A 23,185-nucleotide genomic window follows, 5' to 3' on the forward strand; every position below is an offset into this window, starting at 1 on the left:
TATTATTTTGTGGTGATACTTTTTATTATATATTATAATCAAAAGTTTATTTTTAATCTTAGGCAAATACTTCTATTGTATTTATCTATATATGTATATATTATCACCATACCTTTTTCAATTATATATACTCTTGCAATCTTGTCAAGTTATATTAAAAAAATTAAGTTTATAACTACTTTTAGCCCTTGTTTTTTATAAGTGCATTTATGCCTAATATATAACTATCAAATCCAAAACCTGATATTTGTCCTATACATGCTTTTGCTGTCACACTTTTTTGTCTAAACTCTTCTCTTTTATGAACATTAGATATATGAACTTCAACTACATCTAATTGTACAGACATTATCGCATCATAAATAGCATAGCTATAATGAGTAAAAGCGCCAGGATTTATAACGATTCCATCATACAAAGTGTTAGCTTCGTGTATTTTGTCAATTATATCTCCCTCATGATTACTCTGAAAGAAATCTACAACTATATTTTCATCTATAATCTTACATTCCTTTTTTATATAATCTTTTAAGTCATCTATTGTTCTTTCACCATAAATTCCTTTTTCTCTTTTACCTAACATATTCAAATTTGGACCATTAATTACTAAAAATTTCATAAATACCCCCGACTATACGATTACAAACTTTTCTACTATTAATAATATCACATATTATCTAATATAAACAAGTATTTCGCTTACCACTTCATCTATATTTTTACTATCTACATTTATTTTTATATTAGATGCCTTATTATACTTATCAATTCTTTCTGAAAGTAATGTTTTTATAGTTTCTTCTACATCTTTGCTTTCTTTTAATAAAGGTCTTTTGTTTATTTCATTTGATACATTTTTTTTAATCGTACTTACACTTGCATCTAATAAAATTACATTTTGTTCATTTTTTAATATATCTATATTTTCATTCTTACTTACTATACCTCCACCAGTTGAAATTATTATATTATCCTCAGTCGTAAGATCTTTTAGTAGTTTCGTTTCTACATTTCTAAAATATACTTCTCCATCTTCTTTAAATATGTCAGTTATAGACCTTTTTTCTATTTCTTCTATTTTAGTATCCATGTCAACATATTCCATTTTTAACTCTTTAGCTAGTTTTCTTCCTACTACGCTTTTCCCACTACCCATAAAACCAATTATTACAACTCTCATTTATTATCTCCCTCAAAATTTATTATATTTACAGTAAATTCTTTTTCTAGGTTAGTATTATTTTTTGACAACTCTAGTTTTATATTAGCTATTTTACCATCATAGTCTGTTGATATATACATATTATCTATATAATCTCCAACTTCATAACCTCCACCTTCACTGTTTCCATATACATCTAATGTCCTTATAAAAATTTTATTTGAATTTTTATTTAGAAATATTTCTTTATCCTTTAATTTATTATCATTTTCTTTGTACTTACATTTTATTGATGTTACACTTTTCAGCTCATTGTTTTTATCGTAGTTAATAATATATTTAGAGTTTTGTATTGCTTCTTTTATATATTTAGATACTTCATTTCCTTGTTGTTGTAATTCAACACTATCTTCTATTTTCATTTTTATATTATTTGAAAATATAAGTATATAATAAAGTAAACTTATTATTATGACTATAGAAGTTATTGATATTACGCTTTCTAAAAGTAAATATCCTTTCTTACGTTTCATACTTACCTTCTTTCAATAAGACTCTTCCGCTAATTGGTACTATTGTTATCTCTTTTTTAATATTTCCTTTATAAACTCTTATAGTTTGACCTCTACGATCTGGAGAACCATCGGTTCTAAATATTATTTTACTTTCCCCATATTCTATCTTCGTTTCATTGGGTAGTGACACTTCTTTTTTTATTTCACCTTTAGATTTTAATATATAAGATTTGTTTTCGTTATTTAGATCATAGTATATGTATGTGCTTAGGTCTCCGAGCATATTTACTCTTCTTACATATCTAATATCTACTGCTAATTGTTTCGTAAATGAGTTGATGTAATATTTATCTAGATTATCATAAAAAAAATATAATGTTGATACTAAAATCATTATACTTATGCATACAACAAGTTCTACCAAGGTCACATTCCTTCTCTTTTCATTTTTAAATCTCCTTGTAATTATATAATTTTACTATATCGGTTTTATCATCTATAGATAAATCCTCATTAAATGGATTTAATATTTTAACTTTTGATTTTAATTTTTTTATATAATTCCCATCCTTTATTGTTATGAGTATCTCAAAATCTACAGATTTTTCCTCTCTATTTATCGATATCCTTGATGGAATAGATACGATTACATTTTTTATCTTACATTTTGATATGTCTTTTATATTATTTATAAAACTTAATCCACTAAAAGAAGTGTAAAAATCATCTTCATCTATAGCATATTCTTTTATTAAATTAACTTCTCTTAGTATATTACTATGTACTACTTCCATAGCACCATAGCTATGTTGTTTTAATGTTTCATCTTTATAATCTAAGTTAAATATACTTAAATTATTATAGGATACTCCTATAGAAGTCATGGCTAATATTATTACAATAGAAAAGATTATTACAGTTGTTACTAGTATAGATCCTTTACTTTTTCGTAACATAAGACATAAGGTTTATACTATCATAATCACTTTGAACTATTACTTCTATTTTATAACAATTATAATAATCTTTTTCTTCTTCTATTGTTGTTTTTATCTTATATCCTTTTTCATTATTTTCATATGCTATTTCTTCATCATTTTCTATATGAAGTTTTGTATATTCTATATTCTTTCTAGCTATCTCAAGCATTTCAAATTTTTTATTGCTACAACTAACTAATCCATTACTATTTTGTAAGGTTGTAGCAATAATATACATACTTATACCTATTATAGATATACTAATTATACTTTCAACTAAAATAAATCCTTCTCTTTTTTTTATCAATAGTTACTCCTTTACATTAATCTACTTGATCATAGTAAAGTCCTTTTAGGTATAACTCATCCTCTTTACTTGGTTTTATACCTGTCCATATGTAAAATGCCTCTAATCCTTGATTTATAAGCATATCAATTCCATATACTACATCTAAATTATTTGACTTTGCCCACTTTATAAAAGAAGTATTTTGTGGCTTATATACGATATCACATACTAATAAATCTCCTTTTACACGAATACTTTCATCAATAGGACATTCATTGCTTTCCATACCAACTGGAGTGGTATTTATTAATATATCAATATCTTCTATATCATTTTTATCTATAGTCTTGTTTGAATATGTAGAAGCAATTTTAAAATTATCTCTTATAATCTCACTGATCTCCATAGCTTTTTGAATACTTCTATTTCTTATTTCTATAGATTTAACTTTATTAGATGCTAGCTGAACTGCTATGCTTCTACTTGACCCTCCAGCACCTATGATCATTATCTTTTTATTATTAAGGTCGTACCCTTTATCTAATATAGACTTTACAAATCCAAGCCCATCAGTATTATAACCTGTTAAAAAACCTTCATCATTTTTTATAGTATTTACAGCACCTATAAGTCTTGCATTTTTGTCTATATTTTCTAAAAATTTCATTACATTTACCTTATGAGGAATAGTTACATTACAACCTCTCATATTTAAGGTCTTAATACTTCTTACAGCTTCTTCTAAATCACTTTCTTTTACATCAAAACAACAATATATATTATTTTGATTATATTTTTTGAATAAATAATTGTGTATACTAGGCGAAAAACTTTGCTTAATTGGATGACCTAAAAGACCTACTAATTTTGTTGTTGAATTTATCATGATATTATCTCCTATCTAACTTTATTGTCATTTAACTATTAAACTATACATTTATATTTAAAAATTGCACATTCTTAAGTACTCTGTATATATAAAGTTTTCTGACTTTTTGCTCCCTCTTTCTTTATATTCACATATATCTAAATCGCTTTCTATGTTTAAATTGATTTCTATACCATTTCGATTATTTCTATTTACACTTATGTCACCATTATAAAGTTCTAAAATATTCTCTGTAACTTTAAACCCTATATCTATAGCTGATTTATATTTATCATTTATATATTTATAATGATTATATTTATCTTTATTTCTAATACTTATATTAGTTTTATTACCTTTCCTATCCAAATCAACGTAAATTGTACTATTTGAACAAGAATACCTTATAACTATAGATAATAAAGTTAATATAACTCTCTCTATATCGTCATCATCTACTCTTGATACAATCTCTTCCTCACTAGTATCAAATACTATGTTTATATCATTTTCTAATAAATATTTATTAAACTCCTCACAAGTTTCTTCTATTAACGTAACTATATTATAACAATTCACATTAGTTTCATGAAACTCAGATTCTAACTTAGCTAAATCTATTACATTGTTAATTAAGTTCATCAGCATATAAGAATTCTTTTTGATAATACTTATAGAATTATTTAACTCCTTACTTATTTCTTTTTCTATTTTATCTTTATATATATACTCTAATAGCTGAATCGATGATGATATTACATTTAGAGGTGTCTTTAACTCATGAGACATATTAACGAAAAACTCAGTTTTTATTTTATTAGCAATTTTTTTAGCTTCTATTTCTCTTTCAATATTTTCTATATTTACACTTTCTGTTATATCTCTTACTATTCCGATTTCTTTGATTTCATTATTAATTTCTATTAATTTTTTCCCAACCTCTAAGTTTAACTCTTCTCCCTTACAAGTTAAAACATCTTTTCTTTTAAAAACTACCTCCTCGTTGTTTTTATTTGATGCTATTAATATATCATTATTTAGTAGTATATCTTCTTCTAGACTTATATTTTCGGATATTTCTGTAAATGCTAAATTTTTATATATTATATTTTTCTGTCTATAGTCTGCTAAATATATACCTTCTGGTATTATATTAACAAATGTTTTATACTTTTCTTTGCTCAATTTTAATTTTTCAATAGATTCCTTATACTCTGTTATATCTTTTATAACAACTAAATTTTTATGTGTATCTCCATCTTTAAAACTTGTTCTATCTATATTCATATAAGATTTTTTTCCCATAGAAGAATAACATATTTCTCCTGTTATAGAATCCTCTAGAACTATCCTTTTTATTTCTTTTTCATTAAAATCTATACCATTATCTTTACTATTATATAAAATATTATTATTGTCTGTTATTAGTATATTATATGGTATAGTTTCTATTATTTTTTCGTACTTTATATTGTTTTCATCGGTCTTTATCTCATTTTTCTTATTGTAAGTTATATCTTTAAAGGAACATATGATACTTTCATTTTTATTAAATTTAATTGGTGTAAATGTAACTTTAAAAAATCTTCCATCCTTGCTCTTTATATCACTTTTAATTTCTGTACTATGTTTTTTTGTTTTTTCTATACTATTTATAAAATTCAATTTATCTTTTATATTATCTCTTAAAAATTCATCTATCGTTAATTTTTCTTTATGCACTTTATATTTATTCCAAATTCTAAGGAAATTATCATCTTTACTCAATATACATCCATTAGAATCTATTATAAATATACACCTATCTTCTTCTCCTACAATTTCTTTAATTAATTCTTTTTTATTCTCTAAATTCTTTTCTAACTTAGCTGTTATATATTTATTTTGTTCTAACTTTTTATTGTATAAACTAATATTTTTGTTACCTTTTTTAAACATTTTTTTCTTTTTCCATACTCTATTATGTTCAATTATTATATATGAATTTACTATATTTTTGAACATGTACAAGTATACAATTATATCTATAATACTCCTATATAGTAATACATTCTCTTTTTCAACCAATAGGCTTAACAAAATACTTGAGTATATAAAAGTAATAAATATAACAGTTATCTTACTAATACTTTTTCTTCTTGTTAATTTTATGATTTCATAAAAAATCATCGTACTTATAAAACCAGTTACCAAAATATTATATAAACCAATTTTATTGTCTATCAGTGTTGTAAGTAACAATATAAAACTAATAAATATTAAATTATTTATTTTTTTGTTGATATTATTTTCACATACGCTAATCAGGATTAATACTTGAGCAATCATATAAAAGTTGCTCAAGCTTCCCTGTGATATATCCTTTGCTTTTGATATAATAATAACAACTATCATACTTAAAACAATAATATCTTTCTTGCTTTTATGTAAAATATATTTAGAATATACTACATATAACATTGCAAGAAGTATTGAAACTGTAAGTATATTAATATATTTATGCATTCTCAATCCCCTTTAATATAATTAACTTAGCTACTACAATTAAAATATATATCTGAAAATTCTATATCGATTTTTTCGTTATCACTAACACTTACTCCCACATCTATATTTTCACTCTTTTTTATATTATCTTTTAAAATAATTGTAAATTCACTCCCCACATTTACCTCGCTGTTTACCTTAATGTCTCCTCCATGTGCTTTTACTAATTTATTTACTAATGATAAACCTATACCAGTTCCCTCTGCACCTCTTGTAAGGGTTCTATCTACCTGTTCGAAGTTCTCAAATATAATACCTATTTTATCTTTTGGTATTCCTATTCCAGTATCCTTGACTGATATATATACTAAATCTCCATCTTGCCTAAACTTGACTACTATTTCTCCGCCTTTTGCAGTATATTTTATAGAATTTGATATAAGATTTAATACAGCTTTCTCTATTTTTTTCTTATCTAGTATCATATATTTACTATCTATATTAGATTTAAATTCTATATTTACTCCATTTTCACTTGTATATAGCTTAGATTTATTAACTATATCCTTAAGCAAGTTTACTATATCATACTTCTTATATTCCATTTTATAGGTTCCATTTTCAAAATGTCCTATTTCTAAAATATTATCTAATAATCGCATTAGCCTATAACAATTTTGTTTTATAAGTTTTGTACATCCATTATCTCCCTTATTATTTTCTTTTTCATAATTGTATATAAGTTTATTAGTTTCAAATATAGTTGTTACAGGTTTTTTTATGTCTTTAGATACATTAGCTAAGAACTCAACGTTAAATCTATACTTATTATTTATTTCACTTAATATTTCTTCCATTTTCTTTATTTTATATTCATTGTCTAAGGTTCTCAATATTATCAAATAACTATTGCCAATATCAATTATAGCAATTTCTATCTCTTTAATTTTATTTGAAGGAACTTGAAATCTTTTAAATTTACCATATTCTAATTGATTTAAGTAGCTTTTAACTATCTTATTTAGGTTTTCAGTTCCTATTTCTTTTAATATTTCTATTAATACCTTATTTCTATATATATGATTATGTCCATTTTTTTCTATTATTGCTATACCTTGTGGAAGTGTTTGCAACAATACCTTATAAGTTTTTTCTCTTTGCTCAATTTCTGAGATAGTATTTTCTATGTTAGTTATATCTATGGCTATAGTTAACAAATTCTTATTTCCTCTTAATATAATACTTGTTGTTATTACTTCTATAACTTTCTTATTTTTTGTCTTTATCTTCATACTTACCTTGTCTTTTTTTCCAGACTGAACCATGTTTACTTGTTCTATAAATTTATTTACACTTTTACTTAATACCTTTTCTTGTATATTTTGTAAAACTCCCCTAGATTCATCATAATCCTTTATATCAAACAATTCTATAGCTTTATTATTTATATATTTTATACTGCTAGAATTATGTATTATTATTCCGTCATTTAATATGTCTATTAATTTTTTAAATCTTTGTTCACTCTCTTCTAATTTATTTCTTATTAGGACGCTTTCTGTTATATCAGTTAGAATACATATATTTCTATATTTATTTTTTAATATTTCTCTCTTAGATGCAAGTCTATATACCTTTTCATCATATCCATTTATTATGGTATCCAAATTTTCAATTTCATTTAAATCTTCTGGAAAATCTATAAACTTTGATTTTATTTCTTCTAATATATCTAAATCACTTAAATTACTTTTATCTTTACATATAAATTTCTCAAATTCTTCATTTCCATAGAGATATTCTCCATCTCTATTTAATAAAAAAACTATATTTTGAGATTCTTTAATTGATTTATTTAATTCTGTATTTACTTCAGCCATACTATCTTTAATTTTTTTTTGGGTCTCAAATTCTAGATTTATTTTATCTATTAGAGATTGTGTCATACTTTGATTATATTTAACCTTCAATTTATAATCTTTAAGCATTTTCATTATATTTTCCATATTACTAATAAGTAGTGCTTGTACAATTGATAAGTTTAGCAAAGTGTATGTTAACATATAAAATTTATTCTTTATACATAGACTCATTACAATAAATAGATATATCCCTACCATAGTTAATATATATCTATTTTTGATTCTTAGATTAGTCTTTTTGTTGATTATGATACTTATTTTTCCTAAGTTTAACATAGTAACTCCAAAGTAATAATTTCCAGTTACTAACATCAAAATTTCTAATAAATATATACATAATATATACATTAAAGATTTACAATTTAATATTTTGTAAAGTACTAATAATATAAAAGGAATAGAAATAGCTATAGATAAACTAACAATTTCAAAAACTTCTTTATAAATATATAAAGATTTCATATTTTCACCATCCCCCTTTTTTTGATTCCCCTTACTATAATTTTATCTATTATGCATTTATATTTTTGTTTTCAACTTGTACATTCATAATCCTTCTTCTATCTTCTATATAAGTAATATTAACATATTATAAATAGTTTTTTTGTCAGTTTTTGAACAATTTCACTATAAATTATTTGTTATAAATTACAGTTTTATGTAATAAATACTCTAAGTATTATATATATTCTTAAAACAAAAAAAAGCCTATATAAGGCTTTTTTCTGATTTTAATTCTTTTCTAAGTTTTTTTAGTGCCCTTTTTTCTATTCTTGATACATAAGATCTAGATATATCAAGTTTTTGAGCAATTTCTCGTTGTGTTTTATATCCACAAGTGGTTAACCCATACCTTAAAAGAACAATTTCTTTTTCTCTTTTAGTCAATATCTTATCTAGTTGTTCATATAACTTACCTATTTGAACCTTAAGTTCTACTTGGTCTAATATATAATCTATATCAGTTCCCAAAACATCTATAAGACTAATCTCATTGCCTTCTTTGTCCGTGCCTATAGGATCTTGAAGAGATACTTGAACCTTATTTTTTTTATTTGTTCTTATACTCATAAGTATTTCATTTTCTATACATTTAGATGCATAAGTTGCTAGCCTAGTTCCTTTGTCAACATTATAGGTTTCTATAGCCTTTATAAGTCCTATAGTACCTATAGAAATAAGATCATCTTGCTCTTCATTGGCATTATTGTACTTTTTTGCTATATGGGCTACTAATCTCATGTTTCTCTCTATTAAAACTTCCTTTGCATGTTCATCTTTGTCTTTTTTAAATTTAGTTAAATAAGTAACTTCTTCTTCAGGGGTTAATGGTTTTTCAAATGATTTAAAAGTTGTCAACAGGCCACCCCCTCTTTGAGATGCTTCATTTTAAATTATATGAATCTGGCCTGTCTAAATTGCTTGTTTTATATAATATTTTATTTTATTTATATTTTAAATTTGTGCATATTTCCTTGAAGATTGGTAATGCTGATTTGCTTTCTTCTTTAGTTCCTTCTACTATTACTGTTATAGTATATTTTGGTGTGTCACTTGGATAAAATCCAGTTATCCATCCATTATTTACTGAAATACCATCTATATTGGTTTGGGCTGTACCTGTTTTAACACCACACCCGCCTTCTAAGTCTTTAAGTGCTTCTCCCGTGCCTGATAAAGATACTTTTTTCATCATGTCTTTTACTATAGTCAATGTATATGGTGATATTATTTCATCTTCTTTAGATTGATTAAAATTTTTTAAGATACTCTTATTATTATCTACAATGCTATCATATATATATAATGGCTTATATGTTCCATTATTAGCAATTATTTGTGTCATTTGATTTATTTGTATCGGTGTAAATTCCATACTTCCTTGACCTATAGCTAAATTTCTTATAGATATGTCTTTTGGTATTTCTCTATTTACTTCCTCTTTTAACCCTATATCTACCTTTTTATCTAAATGGAGTTTTTTAGCATACTCTATTATTTTGCTTTTTCCTACTTTATTTGCAATATCAAAAAATGCAGTATTACATGAATTAGCAAAAGCTTCGGTTAAACTTTGTATACCATGTCCCTCTTTATTATGGCAATTTAATATTTCTTTATTTTTTCCTATTTTTGTATTTCCTGTGCAATTATATGTATAGTTCTCATCTATAATTTTAGTATCAAGAGCTGCATATAAAGTTACTATTTTAAATACAGAACCTGGTGCATAAGTATTTTGTATTACCCTATTTCTAAGTTCACCCTTAGATTTTTCTGTATCACTTATATACTTACCTATATCATTTTGGTCAAAGTTTGGCCTAGAACTCATAGATAGTATTTCACCACTTTCTACATCTGATATTATAACAGCTGTAGGGTTAGCTTCTTTATCTACTACTTTTTCAACTTTTTTTTGAATATTTTTATCTATTGTTAATTTTATATGCTTATCTTTATCATCTTTTGTTACTGTTTTTATACTTCCTTTTAGTACATCTAAACCTTCTTTTCTACCTGCTTCACCTACTTTAAATACAGATATATATTCTTCATTTGATGCATTAAGCACTTCATCCATACTTCTCTCTATTCCATATTGTCCTATCTTATCTTTTTTATTTATATATCCTATAGTGTGGGATAAAAGGCTATCTTCGTCATATCTTATACTTCTTTTAGATACTATTATATTTTTTTCTAGTAACTTTTCTTCCATTTTTTTACTTATATTATTTACTTGTATTTCAAATATTGATGACTCTGTTTGCTCTTCTATTTCTTTATATATCTCTTTATCACTTAAATTACTTACTTCTTTTACTAAGTTTCTTATGCTAGAATCATTTATAAATTTTTCTTTTTGTACTATTAATACAGTTTCTTTCTTCTTATCCGTTAAAGGTTGATTATTTCTATCATAGATTACACCTCTACCAGTATTTAAATCTATTTTTTCAGTACTTTGATTTTCTTGTCTTTGTTTATATTCATCAGATCTTAATATTTGTATATCTGCTAGTCTATATATTAAAAATAAATATACTAATACAAATATTAAAACTGTTGTTTTTCCTCTACCAACCATAGTTTTTGGTAAATTATATTTTTTCCTTGACATAAAATCACCCCTTAGATACTTGTCATTTTTGACAATTTCTAAGGGGTTAATACTCTTTATTCTAATTAATCTAATTGTGTTCTTATTTTACTTATAACTATATCTATAGCTACTTCGTTTTGTCCACCTTCTGGCATTATTATATCAGCATACTTTTTGTATGGTTCTATAAATTGATCATGAGCTGGCTTTACTGTAGTCAGATACTGATCTATAACAGAATCTACAGTTCTACCTCTTTCTTTTATATCTCTTTGTATTCTTCTAAGTATTCTTATATCATCTTCAGTATCAACATATATTTTTATATCTAATTTATTTCTTAACTCTTCATCTTCAAGTATCATTATACCTTCTACTATTATTATATCCTTTGGAGTTATTGTAACAGTTTCGTCATGTTTTCTAGTATGAAGTTCATAGTCATATATAGGCTTTTCTATGCTTTTTCCATTACATAATTCTTCTATATGTTGTATTAAAAGCTTATTATCAAAAGCAAGTGGATGGTCATAATTAGTTTTTAATCTATCTTCAAAACTTAAATGTGTTTGGTCTTTGTAGTAAGCATCTTGCTCTAATGTAGCTATATTCTCATCTGGTATATTATCCATTATAGCTTTACAAACTGTACTCTTACCAGAACCAGTTCCTCCTGTTATTCCTATTATTAAAGGTCTCTTAGTTTTTTTCATGATTTAGTACTCTCCTTACAAAAAAGATTAGCGTTTATTCTTGATCATTTGGATTCTCTAAATAGAATCCAGATGTAAACTCTCTATTATTTAACTTTATTTCTTCGATCCAACTTGGATTAAACTCCCAATTATTTGGGTCTTCATAAAACTTATCTAAAGCAAATCTATAAGCTTTAACAACTTTAGATATATAATTAGCGTCTTTCATCTTACCTTCTATTTTAAGACTATTTATTCCTGACTTTATCATAGCCGGCAAATCTTTTATCATACATAAATCTTTAGAATTAAATATGAATGTTCCTCTCTCATCTTCATAAACCGGGAAATATTCTCCTGGTCTTTTCTCTTCAACTAGACTGTATGTTTTTTTATTTACTTCACTATCTGAATCTTTTCCTTTTATATAATTGCTTATAAGAGGCCTTCCTGAATAAGATATAGCCATTACTCCATGTACATATGCTTCTAAATCTAATTCTATAGGTGTATTTAGCCTTATTTGACCTAGCTCATCACAAGATAATTCTCTTGATAATGTTATTCTTTTTATACCTTGCTCATGCCAAAATTTAGCTGTTACGTAATTTGTAACATTAGCTTGTTCTGCTAAATGTATATCCATATTTGGTACAGCCTTTTTAGCTACTACAAGCATACCAGGCTCTGCTATTATGATAGCATCTATTCCTACAAATTCAAGCTCTTTTAGGTATGTTTCTATATCTGAAAAGTCCTTACTATGAGGAACTATATTAACAGATGCATAAACCTTTTTATTATGTTTATGTGCAAAGTTTATACCTTCTATTAATTCATCCTTTGAAAACTCCTTATTTATAGAGTTAAGACCAAACGCTTCACTTCCTATATATATGGCATCTGCACCATTTGTTATATTTAACTTTAATTCTTCTAAGCTTCTAGCTGGCGCCAATAATTCTACATTATGCATTTAAATCACCCCTCTCGCTTTGTTTGTAGCTAAGTGCTACTCCATCTGCTATAGGTATTAAAGATGTAGTTAAATAGTCACAGTTTGATATATAATCTAAGTAACTTCTCATTCTTTTTACTATAGTCTTTTTACGTCTTATAACGAAACTATCATGTGCAACCATTCCTTGATATAATATATTATCTGATATTAAAAGTCCATCTACTTTTAATTTATCTATAACCATATCATAAAATAATTGATATTGTCCTTTAGCTGCATCTAAAAATATTATGTCAAACTCTCCTTGAACTTCTTTTAATTTTTCTTCTGCATCGCCTTCTAATATCGTTATATTATTTTCAAATCCAGCTAATTTTATATTTTCTTTAGCCTTTTCTATCATTTTTTCATTTCTCTCTACTGTTATTATCTCCACATCTTCACCTAAAGTAGATGCAAATAGTATAGATGAGTATCCTATAGCACAACCAACTTCTAGTATTCTCTTTGGTTTTTTCATTTTTAGTAAAACTTTTAAAAGTTCTGATACTTCTTTGTGTATTATAGGTACATTATTTTCATGTGCATAATCTTCTAGTTCTTTTAAAAGTCCTTCTTTATCTTTTAATGTATTTCTTATGTAATCTTGTACTAATTCATTTACTATATTGCTCATTAAATTCACTCCTTAAATAGCAGAAACATTAATATAGGATTACACTTTGAATATCTCAAAGCATAATCCCCATATTTTAAATTTTATTTATTCTCTGCACTTGCTTTTTCTTTGCTTAATTTATCCCTTTGTTCTTTATATTCCTTCTCAAACTTAAGATGTTCTTCGTAAGTTTTGCTATAGTTATTTCCTCCATCCATAGTAGCTACAAAGTATAAATAATCTGTATCTTTTGGATATAATACTGCTTCTATAGATTTTATACTAGGATTAGCTATTGGTGTCGGAGGTAGTCCCACATTTTTATAACTATTATATGGAGAATCTATCTTTAAATCATTATATGTTACTATTTTTTTTCTTTCTGGGAATATATACTGTATAGTTGCATCAGACTGAAGTCTCATACCTATATCTAATCTATTGTAAAATACACTTGCTATCATAGGTCTATCTTCATCTCTAACAGCTTCTTTTTCAACAATAGAGCTCAGATTTACGACCTCTTGAAGAGTCATTTTTAACTCTTTTTGTCTTTTTTGTAACTTCTCAGTATACATTTTACCAAATTCAGCTAACATTTTATCCAGAACCTCTTTTTCACTTGTACCTTCTTCAAAGTAATAAGTCTGAGGATATAAGAAACCTTCTAGTGTAGTTATATCTTTTTCTTTTAAATATGGAAAATCACTATAAAATTCCTTTGGATTTTTGATTAGTTTTTCATACGTTTCTTTATTGCCCAGTTTTTTAGATACTAATATATCAATTACTTCATTAGAAGTTGATCCTTCTGGTATAGTTACTTTTATACCATCTTGATATGTTTTTCCAGATGATAATATGTCAATTATATCATTATTAGAATAGGTTTGATTAAGCAAATATTTTCCAGACTTTATGTTTGGAATTTCATTACTTACTTTTGCTACAACTTTGAATAATGTCTTATTCTTTATTAATTTTTTTTCGTATAATATATCTGTCATTGTATTTATAGTAGCACCTTTAGGTATTTCTACTACTATATCTTTTTTATTTTTTTTATTGTATGGTCCTATTTGTATGAACACAAAACTCCCTATTAATCCCAATAATACTACCAAGGAAATTAATGCTATCTTAAGTTTATTATTTCTCAAGTACATAGTATTTTCTACTCCTTATATATATTTATATCTTTTATATTATAAATCTAAGAATAAAAATTTTCAATAAAATTGTCGAATAAATTTCTTTTCTAAATTCATCGCTTTTTTATATTTGACTTATCTAACGTTCATTTATTAGTAATTTACCAAATTAATTATAAAAATTAATAGCTTAAAAATTTTATTATAATTATAAAAAGCTTAACGTTATTTTTTACACGTTAAGCTTTTTATAATCATAATATTAAAATTTTTTTATTTCATCTTTAGTTACAACACCATATATTAACTTTTTAGGTTGTGTTTTATCATCTACTATTTCATAAGCATTTATAAATCTTTCTTTTGCTTGTTCAAATTTTTCTTCTTTATTATAATGCATATAAGCTAATACATCGCCTTCATTTACATAGTCTCCTACTTTCTTTTGAAGTACTATACCTGCTGATAAATCAAGTTCATCTTCTTTAGTTTCTCTACCAGCACCTAAAATCATAGCAGATACCCCTATTTCTTCTGCTTCTATCTTACTTATATAACCACTTTTTAGTGATTTTATAGGTACTATATTTTTAGATTTAGGAAGTAAATCATAATCGTCAACTACCCTCTTATCTCCGCCTTGATTTTCTATAAACTCTTTTAGTTTTTCTAGTGCACGTCCTGAAGATATAGCGTCTTGTATCATTTTCTTACCTTCTTCGAAACTTTCACAAACTTTTGCTAATACTAACATATATGCCCCTAATGTTTCACATAGCATTACAAAATCCTTAGGTCCATTTCCTTTTAAAGTTTCTATAGCTTCTATTACCTCTAATGAGTTACCTACAGCAAATCCTAAAGGCTCATCCATATTAGTTATCATACCTATTGTTTCTCTACCCATTCCACAACCAATATCAACCATAGCTTTTGCTAGTTCAAATGAATCATCTAGTGTTTTCATAAATGCGCCATCACCAGTTTTAACATCAAGTAATATAGCATTTGAACCTGATGCTAATTTTTTACACATTATACTAGCAGCTATTAAAGATATATTATCAACTGTAGCAGTTACATCTCTTAGAGCATACATTTTTTTATCAGCAACTGCTATTGTAGCTGTTTGACCACAAACTGCTATATTTTTTTCATTTACAGAATTTATAAATTTCTCTGCATCCATTTCTATTGAAAATCCTGGTATAGCTTCTAACTTATCTAAAGTCCCTCCAGTGTGTCCTAATCCTCTTCCTGACATTTTAGCTACAGGAGCACCACATGATGCCACTAATGGAGCTAAAGCTATTGTAGTTTTATCTCCTACTCCTCCTGTACTATGCTTATCAACTTTTATTCCTTTTATAGCTGATAGGTCTATAACATCTCCTGAATTCATCATAGCTTCTGTAAGATATACTGTTTCTTGTTTATTCATTTTGTTTATATATATTGCCATTAAAAGAGCTGATGCTTGGTAATCAGGTATTTCATTTTTTGAATATTTTTCTACGAAAAAGTTTATTTCTTCTTTAGATAATTCATGCCCATCTCTTTTTTTTCTGATTATATCATATATTCTCATTTTATCTCTCCTTAACAAACTTTATATATAATCTATTATTTAAATTCAATAAGCTTAATACTAAGTTTAGTATTAAGCTTATATATTTATTATATACTTTTAACTACTAATTTAACTAAACTTAAGAATTCAGCTTTTACTTTTTGAGTAGTTTCTATTACTTCTTCATGGTTAAGAGGTTGATCAAGTATTCCTGCTGCCATGTTAGTTATACAAGATATTCCTATAACATCCATAGATGAATGGCTAGCAACTATTACTTCTGGTGCAGTAGACATACCAACAGCATCAGCTCCTAGTATTCTTGCCATTTTAACTTCTGCAGGTGTCTCATATGTTGGTCCACTAAAGAATGCATATACACCTTCTTGTACTTTTATATCTAGCTTCTTAGCACACTCTCTAACTAATTCTATATATTTTGGTGAATAAGCTGTAGACATATCTGGGAATCTTGGTCCAAATCTTTCATCATTTTTACCCATTAAAGGTGTACTTCCACTTAAGTTTATATGATCTTTTATTATCATTAAATCACCTGGTTTAAAGTCTACATTTGCTCCTCCAGCTGCATTTGTAACTACTATAGTTTCAACTCCTAAAGCTTTCATAACTCTAACTGGGAATGTTATTTCTTGTTGAGTATATCCTTCATAGTAATGGAATCTTCCTTGCATAGCCACTACATCTTTGCCTTCTAATTTACCTATTACAAGGCATCCTGCATGTCCTTCAACAGTAGATACAGGGAAATTAGGTATTTCATTATATTTTATCTTTACTGGATTTTCTATTTCATCAGCTAATACTCCTAATCCAGAACCTAATATAAGTCCTATCTTAGGTGTTATATTTATTTTTTCATTTATAAATTTTGCACTTTCTTGTACTTTGTTAAACATATGTCTCCTCCTTGACTATTTAAGTATTTGTGATTTAAAACTAGTTCCATTTTTAGTCATTTTTGTATCTAATATATCTGCTACTGTAGCACCTATATCTGCAAAACTTTTTCTTATACCTAAGTTTACACCACTCTTGATATTTTTTCCATAAATTAATACAGGTATATACTCTCTAGTATGATCCGTACCTTTGTAAGTTGGATCATTACCATGATCAGCATTTATTATAAGTATATCATCTTCCTTTAAAGCATCTATTATTTCTGGAATTCTAGCATCGAATTCCTCTATAGCTTCTTTATATCCTTTTACATTTCTTCTATGTCCATATTTTGAATCAAAATCAACTAAATTAGTAAATATTAATCCTTTATTTTCTTTATTAATGTAATTTATAGTTTGGTCTACTCCATCCATATTATCTTTAGTGTGTATAGCTTCCGTTATACCTTGTCCATTAAATATGTCTTCTATTTTACCAACGCCAATTACATCTAGTCCAGCTTCTTTTATATTATCTAATACCGTTTTTTCAAAAGGATTTAATGAGTAGTCTCTTCTGTTAGAAGTTCTTACGAACTCACCTTTTCCTTTTCCTATATATGGTCTAGCTATAATTCTAGCTACTGCATTGTCTCCCATCATTATTTCCCTAGCTATTTCACACATTTTGTATAATTCATCAAGTGGTATTATTTCTTCATGCGCTGCTATTTGGAATACACTATCTGCTGATGTATATACTATTACATCTCCTGTTTTCATTTGATGTTCTCCATATTCATCTAATATAGCAGTTCCTGATGCTGGCTTATTTCCTACAACTTTTCTTCCTGTTCTTTTTTCAAATTCATCTATTATTTCTTTTGGGAACCCATTTTCAAATGTTTTAAATGGAGTTTCAACTAAAACACCTGTCATCTCCCAATGTCCTGTTGTAGTATCTTTTCCTTGAGAAATTTCTTCACATTTTCCAAAACAACCTATAGGAGAATCTACTCCTTCTACAAAATCTACTTCGTCTATATTTCCTATCCCTAATTTTAATAAGTTAGGTATCTTTATATCCTTATGTGTTTTTATTATATTTCCTAAAGTATTAACACCTTCATCTCCAAATTTTTTTGAGTCTGGAAGTGCTCCTATTCCTACACTATCAATTACAATCCATACAACCCTATTCATATTATGTCCTCCTTTTTTTGTAGTTTATTTCCTAGGATGTTTTTCTTTTATTTCTCTTCTCATATTCTTATTTATGTGATTTAAATATGATTGCAAACTAGATAAATTGCTATTTCCTAATATTTTGCTTACTACAGCAACATTAGCACCTTCATTTAAAAGATGAATAGCAAAAGAATGCCTAAGCATACTTGGATTTATGTTTTTATCTATATTAGCTAAATTAGCATATTTTTTAATAAGTTTCCATAAGCCTTGTCTTGTAAACCTTTGTCCTAAGGAACTTACAAATAAAGCTTTTTCATCTTCATTTGCCAATTCAGTTCTTGATTCATTTATATATTTTTCTAAATACTCCTTAGATGTATTGGATAAAGGTATTATTCTTGGATTTTTTCCTTTATCACAGCATATATAGTCTAAATCTAATTCTACAGAATCTATATCCATATCTATAAGCTCTGATACTTTTATACCTGTACCATACAATATTTCAAATATTGCCTTATCTCTTATTTCTTTAGGTGTATTTAAATTTTTAAAATCTAAAAGCCTTTTTATTTCTTCCTCTGTTAAAATATCTAAACTATTTTTCTCTATTTTAGGCTTTTTTATATTTCTTGCAGGATTATTTTTACTTATACCATAAAAAAATAAATAATCATGAAAAGATTTTATTGATGATATCATTCTAGATACTGTTGCTACAGATATATTTTCCTGTTCTAATCTTATTATATATCCTATAATATCATTTTCTACAACATTATCTAAACTTATCATCTTTTCTTTTAAATAATCAACATATCTTTTTATATCTATATAGTAAGATGATATAGTATTTTTAGATAGATTCTTACTATATAGATATTTTATGTATTCCTCTACAACCTCCATAGCAAACTCCTTATCTGACTAGGAACTTAATCATACCTATACTTATAGTATTTAGTACAACTTGTAATATAACTGTAATACTTATTATAATTATAACATTTAATATAAATCTTTTTACTAAAAATATCATATTTTCTTTTCTTTTGTGCTTAATTTCTAATAATATTTTTTTTACATAATCAAATGCCACTAACGTTAATATAACTGTACCAGGTATAATAGCTAAATTTTTCATAAATAAAACAAATATCATTTTTATTGATTCAAAATTTAGTGCTAATATCATACTATTTATAGTATAGCCTATTGATAAACCTTTTAGCATAAATATTATAAGCACTACTGGAAAAGTTATTACTAAGACTGAAAAAAAAGCGACACAAGCCATAAAGCTTAAATCTATTTTTAAATTTGATAATATAGCTTCTTTTATTCCTTCTCTTGAATTATAGTACTCACTTATAAAACTAATATCTTTTATTATTTCATCTTGATAACTTGGCCATATTTTATTTAGATAAGATCCAAGTGCTACAAATACAATAAATATTAACCCAATAAGTACTATTTGTCTGTTAAGTTCTTTAAAATTATTTTTTCTATATGTTCTTCTCAAATTTATAACCTCCCCTTTTACCTTACAAAATAGTATGTATAAAAAGAGGAGGTTATGACATTTTATATTAATTCTCTAGCTATTAAAATTCCAATTGCTGTTTTTGCATCTTCTATTTCATTTTGAATAACCATGTTATAAGCTTCTTCTAAACTTATAGTATGTACTTCTATATCTTCATCATCATTTAAATTTCTTTCACCTACAGTAATATCAGTAGCTAGATATATGTATATTTTTTGATTAGAAAAACCTGCTGATGTATAAAACTTATGTATTAGTTTTAAATTTGAAGCATCGTATCCCGTTTCTTCTTTTAGTTCTCTTTGTGCACATTCTTTTGGTGTTTCACCAGGTTCTAACTTTCCTGCTGGTATTTCCCATATAACTTTTTCTATTGGTTTTCTAAATTGTTTAATTAATACTATTTCATTATTTTCATTTAATGCTAATATACCAACTGCACCAGGATGTTCTACTATTTCTCTTTTTTGATATCCTTGGTTTATAGTCTCTACAGTATCTACTTTTAGGCTGATTGTTTTTCCAGTGTATATTTTATCACTACTAATAGTCTTTTCTTCTATCACCATCACAAACCTCCATTAAATAATATGCAGCACTACTTGCAGCCTCGAAAAACTCTTTATCTTGTTCATAATTTCTTCCCATAGTTCTTACCTTCAGGCCAAAATAATCTAAGTCTTCTTTAGTATTTTTATTATCTATATATACTATATTATGTCTATTTAAATCATTTTCTTCTATTTGTGCTCTTATTTTATTTAATTTATCACTTTCATAATTTGATATTGGTATTGTTATATCAACATTTACAATTTCTTTAAAAATAGTAATACTATGGTGAGATATTCCATTATGTCTTTCTCTTTTATCTGCAAAACTAATTCTAGGTATAGCTATAGGATTTCCACCAAGTTTTTTTACTGCATCTAATATAGGTCCTTGTTCTATTCCTGTAAATCCATATTTAGTTCCAGTACCTGCAATTCCAGGTCCCATACTAACAAATACACAGTCTGCATTTAATACTTCTTTAGCAGTTATTAAAGCTGTATATATATTTATACATTCATAATCCCCTCCGAATGCATTCCCTATAGTTATAGTATAGTCTATTAATCCTTTACTTTTTAAAGTTTCTACATTTTTACTTAGGTATATCGGTAATGCAGCTCCATCTGTCATTATATATACTATTTTTTTATCTTTATTATTTCTTTTATATGATGCTACAAAAGGTGTAAGCATACTATGAAGTGTCCCAACAACAACTGGCATATCATTTAAACTTTTAAAGCTTGATATTTTATCATGATAAGTACTTTCTTGTTCTTCAACTGAATCTACCTTAACTTGTAGTGGCGTATATCTTAATTTCATAATATGACCGCCTTCTGTAAAGCTTGATTCTATATTATTTAGATTAGTTATTACAAAATGATATCCTCCAGTACCTAAACTTAACTCAACAGCTGTTGTATTTAATACAACCTCATCACCTACATTTACACTCCCTGTCATCTTAGGGTAGTTGTATGCTTTTTGTATTTCTCCATTTATATTAACTCTTATATCTTCTAATTTTTCACTCTTATCTTTTATAGAATCTACAATTCCTATTCTTTTACTTATCATAAGTTTACCTTCCTAATTTATCTATGAAATTTAAGAACTTATTTTTCTCTATTATCTTAGTTAAAGAATACTTCTCTGTAAGTATATGTATAAATATTAAAAATGCTAACCAAGCTAATCTAATATTAAATGAATACCCCATACATATAAGTATTCCTATAGATATACCTAAAACATTTGATCCTGTGTCTCCCATCATAGCTTTAGCTTTTAAGTCGTAATTAAAATATGCTAATACATTTGGAAGCAGTAAAAGAAGTAGACTTTTTTCAAATCCTGCTAATGTTAAAAGTAAAACTAACCCTATTATTAAATATACCTTTATAGCTCTTCCAGGCCTTAAATCTAATAAGTTCATAAGATTTGTAGAAAGTGCTATTATAAGAGTATTTACAATTATATCTAATATATCTTTAGATATTGCTATAGATATTAATATACCTATAAATCCTCCAAATAATGCCTTAAATCCACCTGTTGTAAGCTTTCCTTTAAACAAACTCTTAAAATGTCCTTTAAGCCCACTAACATCTCTATTTCCTATTATATCGTCTAATATTCCTGCAAAGAACATTGCTATTATTCCAAATATGAACATAAATAAATATAGTAGCTTATTAACATCATTAGTTACAAATCCTATAATAATACCATTTATTATTATCATAGGTAAAAATACTATACCCATACTAACTGGTATCATATCTTTTTTATAATTTGGTCTTAATACATTACTATCTATTAATAAATTTTTAAATAAAGGGATAACAACATAGGTTCCAAGCAATCCTGTTATAAATAAAACAGTATAAAGTATATAATATTTCACCTATATACTACCTCCATTCTTTATTTTTTGCTTTTAAAACTTTCTTTATATGGTAGTATTGTTTTCCCCTATGAATAAAACCTTTTAAATCTCTTCCTGTTTCACTATGAGTCATATTTACTAATACTTCTTTGATTGTGTAACCGTATTTTAATATGTCTATAGTCATACCTACTTCTACACCATAACCATATGGAATCTCTTCAAATTTTTCTAATACTTCTTTTTTAAATATCCTTTGTCCTGATAAAGTAGAGTCTAGTTCTACACCTGTCATCTCAAATACAGATTCTTTAGCTAATCTTTTTACAAATCCTAGTCCTCCCTTTTTCTTTGCAGGAGGGAATTTTGCTATAATAACATCGGCTTCGTTGTTTAATATAGGCATGATAAGTTTTTTAACTTCACTAGCTGAACTTCCTAAATCTCCATCTAAAAATCCTATTATATCTGCATTTTCCATAGCTATTTTTAACCCATAGTTTAATGCGTATCCTTTACCTCTATTTTTATCTAATTTAAACACTTTTATTTTGTCATTTTTAACACTAGATGCTATTTCTGTAGTATTATCGCTAGAACCATCATCTACAACTACAATTTCATCTATTTCATTTATATCAGTAATGCTTTCTAATGTGTCCTTGATCTTATCTGCTTCATTGTAAGCTGGTATTATTATACTTATGTAAGAACTCATATTTTTTCTCCT

Annotated in this window: 24 protein-coding genes; all 24 read right to left on the minus strand. The window is 26.1% G+C overall.

Annotated features, from left to right (window positions below; all coding sequences use genetic code 11):
- Positions 1 to 181: 181 nt before the first annotated feature.
- The 24 genes from aroQ to ABCP60_RS05705 all read right to left on the minus strand — a co-directional run bounded on the left by aroQ (position 182) and on the right by ABCP60_RS05705 (position 23,173).
- Positions 182 to 619, minus strand: coding sequence for a type II 3-dehydroquinate dehydratase (gene aroQ / locus ABCP60_RS05590; RefSeq protein ID WP_092924512.1), 438 nt, complete (start codon positions 617 to 619; stop codon positions 182 to 184).
- Between the two features lie 54 nt (positions 620 to 673).
- Positions 674 to 1,180, minus strand: coding sequence for a shikimate kinase (locus tag ABCP60_RS05595; RefSeq protein WP_092924510.1), 507 nt, complete (start codon positions 1,178 to 1,180; stop codon positions 674 to 676).
- Positions 1,177 to 1,695: a hypothetical protein gene (locus ABCP60_RS05600; protein WP_166505831.1), complete on the minus strand. Its 519-nt coding sequence runs from the start codon at positions 1,693 to 1,695 to the stop codon at positions 1,177 to 1,179. Before ABCP60_RS05600 ends, ABCP60_RS05595 begins: the two co-directional genes overlap by 4 nt.
- Complete coding sequence (locus tag ABCP60_RS05605) at positions 1,685 to 2,107, minus strand: hypothetical protein (RefSeq protein ID WP_166505832.1); 423 nt, start codon at positions 2,105 to 2,107, stop codon at positions 1,685 to 1,687. Before ABCP60_RS05605 ends, ABCP60_RS05600 begins: the two co-directional genes overlap by 11 nt.
- Positions 2,108 to 2,126: 19 nt before the next feature.
- Positions 2,127 to 2,633, minus strand: coding sequence for a hypothetical protein (locus ABCP60_RS05610; RefSeq protein ID WP_166505833.1), 507 nt, complete (start codon positions 2,631 to 2,633; stop codon positions 2,127 to 2,129).
- Complete coding sequence (locus ABCP60_RS05615; RefSeq protein WP_166505834.1) at positions 2,617 to 2,964, minus strand: hypothetical protein; 348 nt, start codon at positions 2,962 to 2,964, stop codon at positions 2,617 to 2,619. The genes ABCP60_RS05610 and ABCP60_RS05615 overlap by 17 nt, the downstream gene beginning before the upstream one ends.
- Before the next feature lie 16 nt (positions 2,965 to 2,980).
- The gene (gene aroE, locus ABCP60_RS05620) at positions 2,981 to 3,832 is read right to left on the minus strand and encodes a shikimate dehydrogenase (RefSeq protein WP_343101447.1); all 852 of its coding nucleotides are present in this window, start codon (positions 3,830 to 3,832) and stop codon (positions 2,981 to 2,983) included.
- Positions 3,833 to 3,889: 57 nt separating this feature from the next.
- Positions 3,890 to 6,319, minus strand: a complete 2,430-nt coding sequence (locus ABCP60_RS05625; RefSeq protein ID WP_343101448.1) for a PAS domain-containing sensor histidine kinase — start codon at positions 6,317 to 6,319, stop codon at positions 3,890 to 3,892.
- Positions 6,320 to 6,345: 26 nt separating this feature from the next.
- A complete protein-coding gene (locus ABCP60_RS05630) occupies positions 6,346 to 8,685 on the minus strand; it encodes a PAS domain-containing sensor histidine kinase (protein WP_343101449.1) in 2,340 nt (779 codons plus the stop codon).
- Positions 8,686 to 8,931: 246 nt separating this feature from the next.
- Positions 8,932 to 9,582 (minus strand): RNA polymerase sporulation sigma factor SigK, encoded by a 651-nt coding sequence (sigK, locus tag ABCP60_RS05635; RefSeq protein ID WP_092924494.1) that lies wholly within the window; start codon positions 9,580 to 9,582, stop codon positions 8,932 to 8,934.
- Positions 9,583 to 9,667: 85 nt separating this feature from the next.
- The gene (locus ABCP60_RS05640) at positions 9,668 to 11,347 is read right to left on the minus strand and encodes a penicillin-binding protein 2 (RefSeq protein WP_343101450.1); all 1,680 of its coding nucleotides are present in this window, start codon (positions 11,345 to 11,347) and stop codon (positions 9,668 to 9,670) included.
- A gap of 65 nt (positions 11,348 to 11,412) precedes the next feature.
- On the minus strand, positions 11,413 to 12,042 hold the full coding sequence (udk, locus tag ABCP60_RS05645) for a uridine kinase (protein ID WP_092924490.1): 630 nt from the start codon (positions 12,040 to 12,042) through the stop codon (positions 11,413 to 11,415).
- Positions 12,043 to 12,076: 34 nt separating this feature from the next.
- Positions 12,077 to 13,000, minus strand: a complete 924-nt coding sequence (locus tag ABCP60_RS05650) for a peptidase U32 family protein (RefSeq protein ID WP_343101451.1) — start codon at positions 12,998 to 13,000, stop codon at positions 12,077 to 12,079.
- A complete protein-coding gene (locus ABCP60_RS05655) occupies positions 12,993 to 13,661 on the minus strand; it encodes an O-methyltransferase (protein WP_092924486.1) in 669 nt (222 codons plus the stop codon). The genes ABCP60_RS05650 and ABCP60_RS05655 overlap by 8 nt, the downstream gene beginning before the upstream one ends.
- Positions 13,662 to 13,744: 83 nt before the next feature.
- Positions 13,745 to 14,809, minus strand: coding sequence for an endolytic transglycosylase MltG (gene mltG / locus ABCP60_RS05660; RefSeq protein ID WP_195581350.1), 1,065 nt, complete (start codon positions 14,807 to 14,809; stop codon positions 13,745 to 13,747).
- A gap of 247 nt (positions 14,810 to 15,056) precedes the next feature.
- A complete protein-coding gene (locus tag ABCP60_RS05665; RefSeq protein ID WP_240275628.1) occupies positions 15,057 to 16,382 on the minus strand; it encodes a pyrimidine-nucleoside phosphorylase in 1,326 nt (441 codons plus the stop codon).
- An 89-nt stretch (positions 16,383 to 16,471) separates the two neighbouring features.
- Positions 16,472 to 17,284: a purine-nucleoside phosphorylase gene (locus ABCP60_RS05670; protein ID WP_092924480.1), complete on the minus strand. Its 813-nt coding sequence runs from the start codon at positions 17,282 to 17,284 to the stop codon at positions 16,472 to 16,474.
- Between the two features lie 15 nt (positions 17,285 to 17,299).
- Positions 17,300 to 18,472, minus strand: coding sequence for a phosphopentomutase (locus ABCP60_RS05675; protein ID WP_092924478.1), 1,173 nt, complete (start codon positions 18,470 to 18,472; stop codon positions 17,300 to 17,302).
- 24 nt (positions 18,473 to 18,496) lie between these two features.
- Complete coding sequence (locus ABCP60_RS05680) at positions 18,497 to 19,369, minus strand: tyrosine-type recombinase/integrase (protein ID WP_343101452.1); 873 nt, start codon at positions 19,367 to 19,369, stop codon at positions 18,497 to 18,499.
- Between the two features lie 10 nt (positions 19,370 to 19,379).
- Positions 19,380 to 19,985: a hypothetical protein gene (locus ABCP60_RS05685; protein ID WP_166505839.1), complete on the minus strand. Its 606-nt coding sequence runs from the start codon at positions 19,983 to 19,985 to the stop codon at positions 19,380 to 19,382.
- A gap of 62 nt (positions 19,986 to 20,047) precedes the next feature.
- A complete protein-coding gene (locus ABCP60_RS05690; RefSeq protein ID WP_092924473.1) occupies positions 20,048 to 20,578 on the minus strand; it encodes an NUDIX hydrolase in 531 nt (176 codons plus the stop codon).
- Entirely contained in the window at positions 20,553 to 21,644 is a 1,092-nt protein-coding gene (locus tag ABCP60_RS05695; protein WP_166505840.1) for a DUF3866 family protein, read from the minus strand. The genes ABCP60_RS05690 and ABCP60_RS05695 overlap by 26 nt, the downstream gene beginning before the upstream one ends.
- Before the next feature lie 4 nt (positions 21,645 to 21,648).
- On the minus strand, positions 21,649 to 22,473 hold the full coding sequence (locus ABCP60_RS05700; protein ID WP_092924470.1) for a glycosyl transferase: 825 nt from the start codon (positions 22,471 to 22,473) through the stop codon (positions 21,649 to 21,651).
- 7 nt (positions 22,474 to 22,480) lie between these two features.
- Positions 22,481 to 23,173, minus strand: coding sequence for a glycosyltransferase family 2 protein (locus ABCP60_RS05705; protein ID WP_166505841.1), 693 nt, complete (start codon positions 23,171 to 23,173; stop codon positions 22,481 to 22,483).
- Between the last annotated feature and the right edge of the window lie 12 nt (positions 23,174 to 23,185).

Source organism: Romboutsia sp. MSSM.1001216sp_RTP31141st1_G3_RTP31141_220114 (genome assembly GCF_039031195.1).
GTDB classification, from domain to species: Bacteria; Bacillota; Clostridia; order Peptostreptococcales; family Peptostreptococcaceae; genus Romboutsia_C; species Romboutsia_C hominis.

What these genes read in the sequence shown, in the direction of transcription:
- aroQ (WP_092924512.1), bottom strand. Translation starts at nt 619, where the DNA reads ATGAAATTTTTAGTAATTAATGGTCCAAATTTGAATATGTTAGGTAAA.
- ABCP60_RS05595 (WP_092924510.1), bottom strand. Translation starts at nt 1,180, where the DNA reads ATGAGAGTTGTAATAATTGGTTTTATGGGTAGTGGGAAAAGCGTAGTA.
- ABCP60_RS05600 (WP_166505831.1), bottom strand. Translation starts at nt 1,695, where the DNA reads ATGAAACGTAAGAAAGGATATTTACTTTTAGAAAGCGTAATATCAATA.
- ABCP60_RS05610 (WP_166505833.1), bottom strand. Translation starts at nt 2,633, where the DNA reads ATGTTACGAAAAAGTAAAGGATCTATACTAGTAACAACTGTAATAATC.
- aroE (WP_343101447.1), bottom strand. Translation starts at nt 3,832, where the DNA reads ATGATAAATTCAACAACAAAATTAGTAGGTCTTTTAGGTCATCCAATT.
- ABCP60_RS05625 (WP_343101448.1), bottom strand. Translation starts at nt 6,319, where the DNA reads ATGCATAAATATATTAATATACTTACAGTTTCAATACTTCTTGCAATG.
- ABCP60_RS05630 (WP_343101449.1), bottom strand. Translation starts at nt 8,685, where the DNA reads ATGAAATCTTTATATATTTATAAAGAAGTTTTTGAAATTGTTAGTTTA.
- ABCP60_RS05640 (WP_343101450.1), bottom strand. Translation starts at nt 11,347, where the DNA reads ATGTCAAGGAAAAAATATAATTTACCAAAAACTATGGTTGGTAGAGGA.
- udk (WP_092924490.1), bottom strand. Translation starts at nt 12,042, where the DNA reads ATGAAAAAAACTAAGAGACCTTTAATAATAGGAATAACAGGAGGAACT.
- ABCP60_RS05650 (WP_343101451.1), bottom strand. Translation starts at nt 13,000, where the DNA reads ATGCATAATGTAGAATTATTGGCGCCAGCTAGAAGCTTAGAAGAATTA.
- ABCP60_RS05655 (WP_092924486.1), bottom strand. Translation starts at nt 13,661, where the DNA reads ATGAGCAATATAGTAAATGAATTAGTACAAGATTACATAAGAAATACA.
- mltG (WP_195581350.1), bottom strand. Translation starts at nt 14,809, where the DNA reads ATGTACTTGAGAAATAATAAACTTAAGATAGCATTAATTTCCTTGGTA.
- ABCP60_RS05665 (WP_240275628.1), bottom strand. Translation starts at nt 16,382, where the DNA reads ATGAGAATATATGATATAATCAGAAAAAAAAGAGATGGGCATGAATTA.
- ABCP60_RS05670 (WP_092924480.1), bottom strand. Translation starts at nt 17,284, where the DNA reads ATGTTTAACAAAGTACAAGAAAGTGCAAAATTTATAAATGAAAAAATA.
- ABCP60_RS05675 (WP_092924478.1), bottom strand. Translation starts at nt 18,472, where the DNA reads ATGAATAGGGTTGTATGGATTGTAATTGATAGTGTAGGAATAGGAGCA.
- ABCP60_RS05680 (WP_343101452.1), bottom strand. Translation starts at nt 19,369, where the DNA reads ATGGAGGTTGTAGAGGAATACATAAAATATCTATATAGTAAGAATCTA.
- ABCP60_RS05690 (WP_092924473.1), bottom strand. Translation starts at nt 20,578, where the DNA reads ATGGTGATAGAAGAAAAGACTATTAGTAGTGATAAAATATACACTGGA.
- ABCP60_RS05695 (WP_166505840.1), bottom strand. Translation starts at nt 21,644, where the DNA reads ATGATAAGTAAAAGAATAGGAATTGTAGATTCTATAAAAGATAAGAGT.
- ABCP60_RS05705 (WP_166505841.1), bottom strand. Translation starts at nt 23,173, where the DNA reads ATGAGTTCTTACATAAGTATAATAATACCAGCTTACAATGAAGCAGAT.